Source organism: Acidovorax sp. SUPP1855, from assembly GCF_030158955.1.
GTDB lineage: Bacteria > Pseudomonadota > Gammaproteobacteria > Burkholderiales > Burkholderiaceae_C > Paracidovorax.
The window spans coordinates 25,792-38,629 of record NZ_BQXI01000006.1 but is presented as its reverse complement, the minus strand read 5'-3'; the positions used below and the strand labels follow the sequence as shown (position 1 = coordinate 38,629).

At 65.8% G+C, this 12,838-nt stretch carries 14 protein-coding genes; 6 read left to right on the top strand and 8 right to left on the bottom strand.

Annotation, left to right across the window (positions count from 1 at the left end; translation table 11 throughout):
- Positions 1-69: 69 nt before the first annotated feature.
- From AVMA1855_RS06995 to AVMA1855_RS06970, 6 genes are all read left to right on the top strand, one after another.
- The gene (locus AVMA1855_RS06995) at positions 70-1,098 is read left to right on the top strand and encodes a DUF2169 family type VI secretion system accessory protein (RefSeq protein ID WP_284425144.1); all 1,029 of its coding nucleotides are present in this window, start codon (positions 70-72) and stop codon (positions 1,096-1,098) included.
- Complete coding sequence (locus tag AVMA1855_RS06990; protein WP_284425143.1) at positions 1,098-1,442, top strand: PAAR-like domain-containing protein; 345 nt, start codon at positions 1,098-1,100, stop codon at positions 1,440-1,442. The genes AVMA1855_RS06995 and AVMA1855_RS06990 overlap by 1 nt, the downstream gene beginning before the upstream one ends.
- Positions 1,442-2,290, top strand: coding sequence for a hypothetical protein (locus tag AVMA1855_RS06985; RefSeq protein ID WP_284425142.1), 849 nt, complete (start codon positions 1,442-1,444; stop codon positions 2,288-2,290). The genes AVMA1855_RS06990 and AVMA1855_RS06985 overlap by 1 nt, the downstream gene beginning before the upstream one ends.
- 3 nt (positions 2,291-2,293) lie before the next feature.
- Positions 2,294-2,728, top strand: coding sequence for a hypothetical protein (locus tag AVMA1855_RS06980; RefSeq protein WP_284425141.1), 435 nt, complete (start codon positions 2,294-2,296; stop codon positions 2,726-2,728).
- A gap of 136 nt (positions 2,729-2,864) precedes the next feature.
- Positions 2,865-3,275 carry a GtrA family protein gene (locus AVMA1855_RS06975; protein ID WP_272566270.1) on the top strand — a complete coding sequence of 137 codons (411 nt, stop codon included), beginning with the start codon at positions 2,865-2,867 and terminating at the stop codon, positions 3,273-3,275.
- Positions 3,272-4,216, top strand: a complete 945-nt coding sequence (locus tag AVMA1855_RS06970; protein WP_284425140.1) for a lysylphosphatidylglycerol synthase transmembrane domain-containing protein — start codon at positions 3,272-3,274, stop codon at positions 4,214-4,216. Before AVMA1855_RS06975 ends, AVMA1855_RS06970 begins: the two co-directional genes overlap by 4 nt.
- 18 nt (positions 4,217-4,234) lie before the next feature.
- Here AVMA1855_RS06970 and AVMA1855_RS06965 read toward each other — a convergent pair whose 3' ends face one another.
- The 8 genes from AVMA1855_RS06965 to mnmG form a co-directional block, all read right to left on the bottom strand.
- Positions 4,235-6,211, bottom strand: a complete 1,977-nt coding sequence (locus tag AVMA1855_RS06965; RefSeq protein WP_284425139.1) for a gamma-glutamyl-gamma-aminobutyrate hydrolase family protein — start codon at positions 6,209-6,211, stop codon at positions 4,235-4,237.
- Positions 6,212-6,374: 163 nt separating this feature from the next.
- Positions 6,375-7,295 (bottom strand): ParB/RepB/Spo0J family partition protein, encoded by a 921-nt coding sequence (locus AVMA1855_RS06960; protein WP_284397235.1) that lies wholly within the window; start codon positions 7,293-7,295, stop codon positions 6,375-6,377.
- A gap of 20 nt (positions 7,296-7,315) precedes the next feature.
- A complete protein-coding gene (locus AVMA1855_RS06955; protein ID WP_284425138.1) occupies positions 7,316-7,786 on the bottom strand; it encodes a hypothetical protein in 471 nt (156 codons plus the stop codon).
- A gap of 70 nt (positions 7,787-7,856) precedes the next feature.
- Entirely contained in the window at positions 7,857-8,393 is a 537-nt protein-coding gene (locus tag AVMA1855_RS06950) for an RBBP9/YdeN family alpha/beta hydrolase (RefSeq protein WP_284397241.1), read from the bottom strand.
- A 75-nt stretch (positions 8,394-8,468) separates the two neighbouring features.
- Positions 8,469-9,239, bottom strand: coding sequence for a ParA family protein (locus AVMA1855_RS06945; RefSeq protein ID WP_284397247.1), 771 nt, complete (start codon positions 9,237-9,239; stop codon positions 8,469-8,471).
- Between the two features lie 22 nt (positions 9,240-9,261).
- Positions 9,262-9,876, bottom strand: coding sequence for a LysE family transporter (locus AVMA1855_RS06940; protein WP_284410096.1), 615 nt, complete (start codon positions 9,874-9,876; stop codon positions 9,262-9,264).
- A gap of 30 nt (positions 9,877-9,906) precedes the next feature.
- Positions 9,907-10,605 (bottom strand): 16S rRNA (guanine(527)-N(7))-methyltransferase RsmG, encoded by a 699-nt coding sequence (rsmG, locus tag AVMA1855_RS06935; RefSeq protein WP_284425137.1) that lies wholly within the window; start codon positions 10,603-10,605, stop codon positions 9,907-9,909.
- Positions 10,602-12,608 (bottom strand): tRNA uridine-5-carboxymethylaminomethyl(34) synthesis enzyme MnmG, encoded by a 2,007-nt coding sequence (mnmG, locus tag AVMA1855_RS06930; RefSeq protein WP_284425136.1) that lies wholly within the window; start codon positions 12,606-12,608, stop codon positions 10,602-10,604. The genes rsmG and mnmG overlap by 4 nt, the downstream gene beginning before the upstream one ends.
- Between the last annotated feature and the right edge of the window lie 230 nt (positions 12,609-12,838).

Below are 12,838 nucleotides of genomic sequence, written 5' to 3'. Positions count from 1 at the left end.
AACACAAAATACCCTCATATGGCCTTACTTCCCGAGCCGCGACTCAGGCGCCTCGACGATCAAACTGGCTTGACCGTCTTCCAGTTCGACAAGATGGCACCTGGCCTTGTGTTTTGCGACGTGGTGGTGATCAAAGCCAGCTTTGCACTGACGACGCAAGGCATTGATCCACGACCCGCGCCAGGCCAGCTCAGCCTCGCCGACACGTACCGTGTGGCCGACAGCCCCATGGGGACCTCGCTGGCGCAAGCGGGCGATTTGATTTTGGGCAAGCCTGGAGCGGACATCTACGTCACCGGCCATGCCCGCCACTATTGCCCTAGTAAATGGTGGCGGGTGAGCGTTCAGGTGAATCACCACGCAGGACCGCATGACAAACCATTGGCGCTCTACGAATGTGCGGCCACTGGGCCCAGGGTGTGGCAATACACCTTGCTCAAAGGTTGGCACTTGAGCGACACCGAAGCCACTCAAGCGGTGCCAGTGCAGTATGAATTGAGTTACGGCGGCAGAACGCCGGACCGCCAAAAACCCGAAGCCCAGTGGGACTGCTTCGAACCCAATCCCAGCGGCAGCGGCTACAGCTTTGCCGGCCACAGCAAATCCGACACGCCTGCCGGGCCGCAATGGGAACGTGCGGGTCTTTTGGGCTCATGGAAATCCAAAGAACTGGTGGGCTTGGGGCCCGTGGCACGCTTCTGGGCCACGCGCTCGCGTTACGCGGGCACCTATGACGATGCATGGAAAAGCCAGCACAAGCCGGGCAAGATTTCTGATTACGCGGCTGATTTTGATTTGCGTTTTTTCCAGTGCGCCCATCCCTCACTGCAAACGCAAAAGCCGTTGCATGGGGACGAGGCCCTGCAACTCGAAGGGTTGCTGCCCATCAACGACCCCGCCATGCCCTGGGACACAAGACTGCGCACCGAGTTGCCCGGCTGGGCCGTGGTGGCTTCATGGGGCAATCAACGCATTCCCTTGCCGCTGGACACGGTTCACATCGACCTGGACAACCATCGGGTTCAACTGGTGTGGCGCTTGACCTTGCCACAATCGCTCGGCGTGGAAAGCGCGCACCTCACCTTGGAGAAGCTGTAGTGGCTGAGAAACACATCGCCGATGCGGAAAGCCAGTTCATCGTGGTCAATGTCAGTCCGGATTTTTGTCAAGTGGGGAAGAAGGTCATCCCGTTCGACATCATGCAAGTGCTACAGCCAGAAAAAATGGCCTACGCCAAAACCGTGTTCGCCCGAGGCAAGCAAGTGCTCATGATGGACAGCATCATCAAAGCCGTCCATGGCAATGCAGGGGAAGGTGTGGCGTCTGGGGTATCGCTGGCCCTGGGAGATAACCAAATCATTCAGGGCTCCGGCGCTGTGCACACCGAAGGCCGACTCACTGCACGGCACTGGGATGAAGTCCTCATGAACGGGGTGTTCTGATGGCTGATAACGGCACTGTGGGGCGCGTGCAAACCATGATGTGCACCCCAGCAGATCCTAAAGGCCAGGGTGACCCCACCCAGGACAGGCTCGAAGAACTGAGCCAACGGTACGCTAACCACGCCAGTGGCAAAGTGCCGCTGCCCCCTGAAGAGTCACTCTGGTTGCGAGGCGAAATTGATCGCCTGAGCCAACTTGTCACTCCAGGTCAGCCAAACATCTGGGGAGATTACTCGGCTGCTGAAAAACACTACATGACCCAACAGGCAGAGCAGCAGCAACGCAACGCCAACAACATAGGCATGGCTTTCCTGGGGCCTTTTTTCGGGGCTCCTATGGCGGCAGCGCGGGCAGTCGGCGCCCCAGAGCCCGTGGTGGAAAAATTGGGAGAACTGGGGATCAATCTGGCCAGTGCGGTTTCGCTCAGAGGGATCGGCGGCGGACGAGTCATCGAGCCAGTTGCGCAACGAAATGGAAACCCTGTCTTGATGTCTGGGCCTATGGGGGGACGCAATGGGGTTGTCGTGCGCAAGAGAACTTACGATGCAAAGGATTTTTTATCTGAGCATGCGTATAAGCGGCATGGAAATGATCCCGACAAACCTTCAAAACCCAATCACACAAGGTATTCGGAAAACGTAGATCCAAAGAAAATAGCGAACGAGACAATAAATAATCCAGACAAAGTGGAAAAATTATATGATGCCAATGGCAATCATTATGCAACGAAATATTCAAAAGACATGGGTTACAACATATCCCAACCCCCAGTAAATAGCTCTCAATCCAGAGTTTTTATCAACCACGTAGATCCAACCAGATCAACGCAGTTCCCATTTGGAAAGTAATTCATGGATACTTTGAATTTCAAGATCATAAAGAATGATAATTTGATAATTGATGGAATCAATTTTTCCAAATCCATATTTATCAAGCCCCTTATAAACGAAGAAGATTTCATCGAAAAAAAACTAACTCAAGAATCATTGGCACCTTTTTTTGAATGGGAAAAGTGCGCAAAAAATTCAGGAAGATATTTATTATTTACTTCATTAATTGGAATAGCTGATGACGGGGGATGGGAGCTATGCAAGGCGAACCATAGCGAAGACAAAATTTCAGTCGCCATGAACTTCGATAATAATATATTTCTCTACAAATTTGACAAAGAGAATTTCAAAACCGCAATTCTGGAAACAAGATTGAAGATAGATTCGTTTCTAAAAAATAATCCGTCTTTTGTTCTAGAGCCATCCAATATTGTTTTTCCAGAGTCGGAAAACTAGAGCGGAATAAAATCTGAAATGCGTCACCATCCACACTGCAATACATCCCGTTACAAGCTATTCAATGCGCCAAAGGGGCTTCGTTGATCAAAAGATGCACGTAATGGGATGGCTGCGGCACAGGTTGATGCCCCGCATGCTCGCGCAGTTCCGCTCCCGGCAGTTCGTGGCCTTCCTGGTGACCGGCGGCCTGGCCGCGCTCGCCAACTTCATCGCGCGCATCGTGCTCAACCAGTGGATGCCGTTTTCCTACGCCGTGGTGCTGGCCTACGGCGTGGGCATGGTCACGGCCTTCCTGCTGGCGCGCGCCTTCGTGTTCCAGGGCAGCCAGCAGTCGGTGCGCAAGTCCGCCGCGTTCTTCGTGCTGGTCAACCTCGTGGCGGTGGCGCAGACCTGGGCCGTGAGCCTGCTGCTGGCGCGCCAGGTGCTGCCGGCGCTGGGCGTGACCGCCTTCGTGCCCGAGATCGCCCATGCCGTGGGCGTGGCCGTGCCGGTGTTCACGAGCTACCTGGGCCACAAGCGCTGGTCCTTCGCCGACCGCGCATGAAGCCCGGCCACGCCGTCGCTGCGGCCGGGGCCTGCACGGCGGCCTACGTGGCCGCCCTGGTGTGGGCCGACGCGCGCAACCAGGTCTTCGCGCAGCTGCCGCAGGTGCTCGCGTGGATGCCATCGATGGCGGCGATCGCATTCGCCTCGTACCTGCTGCGCTACCTGCGCTGGCGCTGGCTGCTGGCCCGCGCGGGGCACGCCGTGCCCTGGGGTGCGGGCTTTCTGGCCTACCTCTCGGGCTTCGCCTTCACCGCCACCCCCGGCAAGGTGGGCGAGCTGGTGCGCGTGCGCTACTTCGCGCACGGCGGCGTGCCGGCGGCGCGCACCGTCTCGGCCTTCGTGTACGAGCGTGCATTCGACCTGCTGTGCGTGGTGCTGCTGGCGGCGCTGGCCATTCCCGCGCTGCCGCTGTTCGCGGTGCTGGTGGCGTTCGTGGCGGGCATGATCGGCGCCGTCGTGCTGGTGGCGGCACGGCCCGCATGGCTGCTGCGCGGTGCCGCCCGGCTGCGCCGCCGCGGCTGGCCGCGCCTGTCACGCGCGGTGCGGGCCCTGGCGCTGGGATTGGCCGGCTGCAAGGCGTGGCTGCACCCGCTGGACCTGGGGATTTCGCTGGGCCTGGGCCTGGCCGCGTGGGGCCTGGTGGCGCTGTCGTTCGCCTGGCTGCTGCGCGGGCTGGGCATCGACCTGCCCTGGCGCGATGCCGCCTCCCTCTACCCCACCGCCATGCTGGCCGGCGCCGCGTCCATGCTGCCGGCCGGCATCGGCACCACCGAGGCCACCCTGGTCGCCCTGTTGGCACTGCACGCCGTGCCGCTGGGCCTGGCCACGCTGGCGGCCGTGGGCATCCGCGTGGCCACGCTGTGGTTCGCTGTGCTGTGCGGCTTCGTGGCCATCGGGGTGCTGGAGCGCCGGCGCGCGGGGGGCGAAGCCGTCAGGTGAGCGCGCTGGCGCGGTGCGTCAGCCAATGGCCGGCTCTACTGCCAGCGCCGCAGGCCGCAGCTTCGCCCGGCCCTCCGCCAGCGCCTCGGCCGTGATGGCGGCCTTGTGGCGGTGCGCGGTCGCCGCGTCCGACAGGATCTTCCACAGCGCATCGTTGCCAGGCGACATGTGGTCCAGGATGCCGCTGGCGATCAGGTCGGCCGGGTTCTGCAAGCCCGACGTCTGCGCTCCAGGCCGCGTATAGCCCGCCCCCAGTTGCTCCAGTTCCGTGTTGGACAACGGCCGGGCCTCGCCGCCCCGGGCCGTCGATCCGTCGAAGAACTCGGGGTGGAACTGCAAGCCGATCAGCGGCGCGCGCGGCTGGGACGATTCGACCGCCATGATGGCCCGCCAGGCGGTCTCGCCCCCTTCCGAGGGAATGGTCCGGCGCAGCGAGGTGCTCAGGTGCGGCCGGCCCTCCGGTGGGTCGATCACGGCCTGGTGGTGATAGACGGCCGCGCGGATGCCTTGCAGCGCTGTGCCGAAGACGCCGACGCCGTTTTCCGCGACCTCGGTGGCCCGCGCCTGCCCGGCTTCTTCGCCCTGGTCGTTGCCGAGCGTGCGGACGCCGACCTGGTGCCCCACGTGCTGCTGCAGCGCCGCGCCGAAAAATACATTGGTCATCTGAAAGCCCCGGCAGATCGCCATCAAGGGCACGCCGCGGTGAAAGCACTGGTGCAGCAGACCCATTTCGAGCACGGACCGGCGGTAGTCGCCCTTCCAGTCCGTCTGCGGCTCGGCCTGCTGGTTGTACAGGCGGGGCGAAATATCTTCGCCGCCAGGCAGCACGACGGAGTCCACGTGCCGGGCCAGGATCTCGGCCTTGGCCAGTATCTGCGCGATCTTCGGCAGGGCTTCGGGGTTCGCCAGGGCATCGATCACGAGGCGCTGCGGCAAGGATTGGTCGCTGCCCGGCTGCGAGGCCAGATGTTCGAGGTGCGCCTCGACCTCCGCATCCACCGCCTTCGCCTGCAGCGAGGCGGCCCGCATCTCGACCCGCAGAGGCAAGGTGCCCGCCACCGCCTCGAGCTTGGCAACCACGCGCGGGACGGTGATGCCCCGCGAGTCATGGGAGACCAGCGTGGCCGTGGTGGGCCGGGTGAGGCCGACGGTCGCGTCGGACACCGCGTCGATGGTGAAGCGCCCCTTCGTGCCCAGGAACAAGGTGTCGGTCAGGACGGCCGGTCCTTGGGTGGCGGACGCTTCGATCCGCGTCCCCTCGGCCACCGAGGTGCTGAGGAAGTGCGTGCCGGGCATCTTCACGCCCGCGAATACGCAATCGCCCGTCAGTTGCGCATCCTCGAAACTGCAGAGGTGCAGCTCGCTGTCTTCGAAGCGAACGCCGCTCAGTTCCGCGTGCAGGAACATCGTCTCCTTGAATTCGCAGCGCTTGAAAGCGGTGTTGCGCAGCGAGGCGCCCGCCAATGACACGCTTTCGAACCGGCAGCTTTCGAACCGGCTGCCTTCGATGTGCGTGTCGGCCAGGGAGCTGGCATCGAACTGGCAGCGCTTGAAATCCACGCCCGAGAGATCCCACCCCCGCAGGGCCGGATCACCCTCGGCCCACTGCACGCCTTCCAACACGTGGGAATGGCCCGCGGCGGCCAATGCGGCCGCGAGCGACGGCTTGCTGCGGCCGGCCGCATCCGAGGCGCCCGCCGGTGCATCGGCCACGGCCTGCAGGAGCCGGTGCAGCAAGGCGGTGTCCGCCGTGCCCACGGCGAGCGGGGCCTTTGGCGGCACGGACGGGCCCGCGCCGGTCGGCAGCGCCGACAGCGGCACGCGCGATCGCACGGTCTCGGCGCCTGGGGAACGGGGTTGCCTGGCCGCCAGGTCCGGATGGCCCGAGGGCCCCGCCGCAGCGGGCCCGCTTTTGCCGATGGCCGGCGCGCCATCGGCCCCGGTGGATTCGGGCTGCCGGTGTTTCACCTCGGCAGCGTTCACTGTCACTTTCATTGGTATGCACCTCCCTGTCCGCCGGCCTCCCTGCGCGGCCCAACGCCACCAGTGGAGCCATGCCGACGGGGCGCCGATTCTGAACAGGGATCGCGCCCGCGCAAAGCGCGGATTTCGCATATCGACCAACGCAATGCGCAGATGCCCCTGCGGGGAGGGCCGGTCAGCCCCGCAGGCGCTCGATCAGGCCGTTGAGCGCCTCGATCGAGCCGAACTGGATCGCCAGCTCGCCCATCTCTTCGGTGCGGCTGCCACGCTTGACGCGCTTTTTGACACGCACCTCGACCTCGGCCATGAGCAGGTCGGACAGTTCCTCCTCCACCCGCTTGAGGTCGCGCGACTTGGCGTCCTTCTTGGGCTTTTGCGGCACCAGGCTGAACTCGGCGCCGATCTTCTTGACCAGGGCCTCGGCCTCGCGCACCGACAGTTTCTTGGCCGCGATCTGGTTGCCCGCCGTGATCTGCGCCGCCCGGTCCAGCGACAGCAGCGCGCGCGCATGGCCCATGTCAATGTCGCCGGCCATCAGCATCGTCTGCACCGGGTCGGCCAGGTTCAGCAGGCGCAGCAGGTTGCTGGCGGCGCTGCGCGAGCGGCCCACGGCCTGCGCGGCCTGCTCGTGCGTGAGGCCGAACTCCTTGACCAGCCGCGACAGGCCCTGCGCCTCTTCGAGCGGGTTCAGGTCCTCGCGCTGGATGTTCTCGATGAGGGCCATGGCGGCGGCCGACTCGTCGGGCACGTCGCGCACCAGCACCGGCACCTCGGCCAGGCCCGCCAGCCGCGCGGCCCGAAAGCGCCGCTCGCCGGCGATGATCTCGTAGCGGCCCGCGTGGTCGCCCTGCGCCAGCCGGCGCACCAGGATCGGCTGCATGATGCCCTGCGCCTTGATCGACTCGGCCAGCTCGTACAGCGCGCCCTCGTCCATGCGCGTGCGGGGCTGGTACATGCCGGGCACCATGTCGGCCAGGGCCAGCGTGGTGGGAGTGCCTTCGGGCGGCGGCGGGGCGGCATCGCCCTTTTCCGCGACCTTGGGGCCCAGCAATGCTTCCAGGCCGCGGCCGAGGCCCTTGGGTTTCTTGGTGACCATGTTGTCGTTCCTCGTACAAATCAAAAAGGGTGGCGGGTGCCGTGCGGATCGGACCCGCGGCGGCGGGCAAGGCGCCGGTTCAGCCAGCGCCGCTGGCCCCAGAAAAGCCCTGCGAACGCCAGCAGCACCCACAGCCAGTTCCCCTGCGAAAACCCTGGCTGGCCGTGACGAACCGGCAGGCCCGTGGCCTCTACCGCCAGGGCCACTTCGAGCGCCGTGAGCAGGGCCACCGCCGCAGACAGCCACAGCGGTGCAGGCGGTGTGGCGGCCGACCCGGGCGTTCCCCGCCGCGCCGCGAACCGCAGGAACACCCCGAGCGCGATCACGGCCAGCACGGCGGCGGCGAACAGCTTGCCGGTGAACACCATGACCGGAACCCCGGCCAGGCTCAGCAGGCCCACGCCGCACTCCGCGGCCACCTGCAGGCTGGACGCCGCGCCCGCCTTGAGCCGTGCGATCCAGGAAAGCGGCGTGGCACGGGCCTGAGGCACGGGCCTGAGGCACGGGCCTGAGGCACGGGCCTCGGCCCCTCGGCCGAGGCGCCCGGGGGCTGTCGCCGCATCACCGCGACAGGGCCTCCAGCCAGCCGTGGCCTTGCGCCCAGTCGCCGAGGCCCGACTCGGCATTGATGTGGCCGAGCGCGCCCGCATCGACGAAGCGCGCGCCCCAGTCGCGGCCCAGCCCCTGCACGCGCTCGAAGCTGCAATAGGGGTCGTTGCGGCTGCCCACCAGCACGGCGGGAAACGGCAGCGGCTGGCGCGCGATGGGGGCCCAGCCGGGCAGCAGGGGCGCGATGTCGGGGTGCTCCACGTCGCCGGGGGCCACCAGCAGCGCGCCGTGCACCCGGTGGGCGTTCTTCGAATGCGCCGCCCACCAGGCGGTGAGGATGCAGCCCAGGCTGTGCGCCACCAGCACCACGGGGCCGTCGGCGTCCACCACCACCTCTTCCAGGCGGGCGGACCAGTCGCCGCGCAGCGGGTGCATCCAGTCGTGCTGCTCCACGCGCCGGTAGCCGTGCAGGCGCTCCCAGCGGCTTTGCCAGTGGTCTTCCCCGGAGTTCTGCCAACCGGGCAGCAGCAGCACGTTGTCTGGTTTCATACTATGTTTTTGATAGCAAAGAGGGCAATGAATCCGCCGGCATGAGGGCGATCTGGCTCTAAAACCCGCTGCGGCCTACATGCGCTTGACGCGCTTGACCATCTCGCGGGCGAAGTCCACGAACGCCTGACTGCCCTTGGCGGACGGGTCGAACACCACGCCGGGCAGGCCGTAGCTCGGCGCCTCGGCCAGGCGCACGTTGCGCGGGATCACCGTGTTGAACACCTTGTCGCCGAAGTGGTCCTTGAGCTGCTCGCTCACCTGGCTTTGCAGCGTGATGCGCGGGTCGAACATCACGCGCAGCAGGCCGATGATCTGCAGGTCCTTGTTCAGGTTGGCGTGCACCTGCTTGATGGTGTTGACCAGGTCGGTCAGCCCCTCCAGCGCGAAATACTCGCACTGCATGGGCACGATGACGCCGTGGGCGCAGCACAGGCCATTCAGGGTCAGCATGCTCAAGGACGGCGGGCAGTCGATGAGGATGAAATCGTAGTCCGCGTCCACCTCGGCGAGGGCGGCCTTCAGGCGGCGCTCGCGGTGCTCCAGGGCCACCAGTTCGACCTCGGCGCCGGCCAGTTCGCGGTTGGCGCCCAGCACATGGTAGCCGCACTTTTCCGACAGCACCGCCGCCTCCTTGACGGAAGACGACTCCAGCAGCACGTCGTACACCGTCAGCTCCAGCGCGCGTTTGTCCACGCCCGAGCCCATGGTGGCATTGCCCTGCGGGTCCAGATCGACCATCAGCACCCGCTGGCCGATCTTGGCCAGCCCCGCGGCCAGGTTGACGGAGGTCGTGGTCTTGCCCACCCCGCCCTTCTGATTGGCAATGCAAAAAATCTTGGCCATGACTGCTTTCGTTTCGCGGAAATTATTTGGAGAGGGCCAGCTTGATGCCGAAGCCGATGAGGAAGACGCCGGCGATCTTTTCCAGCCCGCGCGCGATCTTCGGGTTGGCGCGCATGCGCTCGGCCAGGCGGTGGGTCAGCAGCACGACGACGAGGCCGTACAGGAAGGTGAGCACCGCGATGGTGGCCGCCATGGCGCCGAAGGTCAGCAGGCCCTGGTGGCGCGCCGGGTCCACGAACAACGGGAAGAACGCCATGTAGAACACGATGGCCTTGGGATTGAGCAGCGTGATCCACGCCGCCTGCTGGAAGTAGTGCCGGGGCTCGATGTGGAGTACCGGCTGACCGCCGGGCCGGGCGGTCAGCATCTTGAAGCCCAGCCACGCCAGGTAGGCCGCGCCCAACCACTGCACGGCATGGAAGGCCGCCGGGTACGAGGCCAGCAGCGCGGCGACGCCCGCCACCGCCATCCACATCAGCACCTGATCGCCAGCCATCACGCCCAGCGTGGCGGCCAGGCCGGCGCGCACGCCGCCCTTGCTGGTGGAGGTGATGAGCGCCAGGTTGCCGGGGCCGGGAATGGCGAGGAACAACACGATGGCTGCGACGAACGCGCCGTAATCTGCTACGCCAAACATGAAAGCCCCCCGAAAACTGGAGGAGCGAGTTTAAGCGACGGCCGGCGGCGCACCCGCCGGGCGTCGCATCCAGACGATGCAGCGCTCGGCATCCAGGCCGGGCACGGCGAGAGGTTCCACGTGAAACACCTGCACGCCCGTCGGCAGCGCGGCGATCTCGTCATCGGGCCGCTTGCCCTTCATGGCCAGCCACACGGCGTGCCCTGCCATGGCGCCGCTCGACCAGGTGGTGAAGTCCGGCAGCGAGGCGAAGGCGCGGCAGCTCACCAGATCGTACGGCCCGGCCAGGGTCTCGACCCGGGCGTGGATGCCGTGCAGGTTGGGCAGGCGCAGCGTCACGGCGGCCTGCTGGATGAACGCCGCCTTCTTGGCCACGGTGTCCACGCAACTCACGTCCAGGCCCGGGCAGCAGATGGCGAACACCACGCCAGGCAACCCGCCGCCCGAGCCCACGTCCAGCAGCCGGGGCGGCAGCGCGGGGTTGGCATCCATGTCCGCCGGCACCTGCGCCAGCTGGCGGCGCAGCGGCGGCACCGCCGCCAGGCTGTCCAGCAGGTGGTGGGTGAGCATTTCCTGCGGGTCACGCACGGCCGTCAGGTTGTAGACCTTGTTCCACTTCTGCAGCAGCGCCAGGAACTCCATCAACTGGCCGATCTGGGCGCTGCCGAGCCCCAGCCCCAGGGCCTGCGCGCCTTCGGCCAGCGTGTCCTGCAACGCCTGCGCGGTCATGCGGGCACCTCGGCTGTGGCAGGCGTGGCGCTGAAGCCCTTGAAACCGCCCTTCTTCAAATGCACCAGCAGCAGCGAGATCGCGGCGGGCGTCACGCCCGAGATGCGCGAGGCCTGGCCCAGGGTTTCCGGACGGTGCTTCTGCAGCTTCTGGCGCACCTCGATGGACAAGGCCGGCACCTGGAGATAGTCCAACTCGGCGGGCAGGCGCAGGGTTTCGAAATGGGCGGCGCGCTGCACTTCGTCCTTTTGTCGGTCGATGTAGCCGGAGTATTTGGCGGCGATCTCCACCTGCTCCACCACCGGGTCGGCCAGCTCACCGAGTGTTTCACGTGAAACGTCCGGCGACGCCAGCCGGCCACCGTCCATGCCCATGAGCGTGGCGTAGTCCACTTCCGGACGCCGCAACAGGTCGAACAGGTTGTATTCGTGCTCGATGGCTTTGCCCAGCACCCGCGCCGACTCCTCGGCCGGCAGGCTGCGGGGATTCACCCAGGTGGCCTTGAGACGCTCTGTTTCACGTGAAACCGCGTCTCGCTTGCGGCTGAAGGCATCCCACCGCGCATCGTCCACCAGGCCCAGCTGGCGGCCGGCCTCGGTCAGGCGCATGTCGGCGTTGTCCTCGCGCAGCTGCAGGCGGAACTCGGCCCGGCTGGTGAACATGCGGTAGGGCTCGGTCACGCCCTTGATGATGAGGTCGTCCACCATCACGCCCAGGTAGGCCTCGTCCCGGCGCGGCAGCCAGGCGCCGCCGAAATCGTTGGCCTCGCCCTTGATCTGGCGGCACTGCAGCGCGGCATTGATGCCGGCGAACAACCCCTGCGCCGCGGCCTCTTCGTAGCCCGTGGTGCCGTTGATCTGACCGGCGAAGAACAATCCCTGCACCTGCCGCGTCTCGAACGTGCTCTTGAGCGAGCGCGGGTCGAAATAGTCGTACTCGATGGCGTAGCCGGGGCGCAGGATGTGCGCGTTCTGCAGCCCCGCCATGCTGCGCACCAGGTCGTATTGAATGTCGAACGGCAGGCTGGTGCTGATGCCGTTGGGGTAGAACTCGTGCGTGGTCAGGCCTTCGGGCTCCAGGAAGATCTGGTGACTGTCCTTGTCGGCGAACCGGTTGATCTTGTCTTCCACGCTCGGGCAGTAGCGCGGGCCGACGCCCTCGATCTTGCCGGTGAACATCGGGCTGCGGTCGAAGCCGCTGCGGATGATGTCGTGCGTGCGCTCGTTGGTGTGGGTCATCCAGCACGGCACCTGGCGCGGGTGCATCGCCGCCCCGCCGTGCGCATGCGCCATGAAGCTGAACACCGGCACCGTGCCCTCGTTCACGCCGCCGGGCATGCCGTCGCCGGGCTGCTCCTCGCATTGGGAAAAGTCGATGCTGCGGCCATCGATGCGCGGCGGCGTGCCGGTTTTCAGGCGCCCCTGCGGCAGCTTCAGTTCCTTCAAGCGGGCCGACAGGCTCGCGGCCGGCGGGTCGCCCGCGCGGCCGGCGGCGTAGTTGTTCAGGCCCACATGGATCTTGCCGTCCAGGAAGGTGCCGGCCGTGAGCACCACGGTGCGGCTGCGAAACCGCAGGCCCACCTGCGTGACGGCGCCCACCACGCGGTCGCCCTCGACCATCAGGTCGTCCACCGCCTGCTGGAACAGCCACAGGTTGGGCTGGTTCTCCAGCATGCGGCGGATGGCGGCCTTGTACAGGATGCGGTCGGCCTGTGCGCGCGTGGCCCGCACGGCCGGTCCTTTGGAACTGTTGAGGATGCGGAACTGGATGCCGCCCTCGTCCGTGGCCAGCGCCATGGCGCCGCCCAGCGCATCCACTTCCTTGACCAGATGGCCCTTGCCGATGCCGCCGATGGAGGGGTTGCAGCTCATCTGCCCCAGCGTCTCGATGTTGTGCGTGAGCAGCAGCGTGCGCTGGCCCATGCGCGCGGCGGCCAGCGCGGCCTCGGTGCCGGCATGGCCGCCACCGACGACGATGACATCAAATTCCTGGGTGTACAACATGGGACTGCTCCGGGGCCCCGCGGGGCCGTTCATCGATTCGATCGCCGCCGCAGGGCGCGGGGCGTGCCCGGCAGGAACGGCGCCGAAGGCCGGCCCTGGCAGGCTGGAAAACCCGTGATTTTCCCACTTCGGGCCCGCCCCTGCCACCGGTGCTGTTTCACGTGGAACAGGTGCCTTGCAACAACGGGTTTCTTGCAGGTTTCCTGCCCCCCCGGTGTGCTTCAATCGCG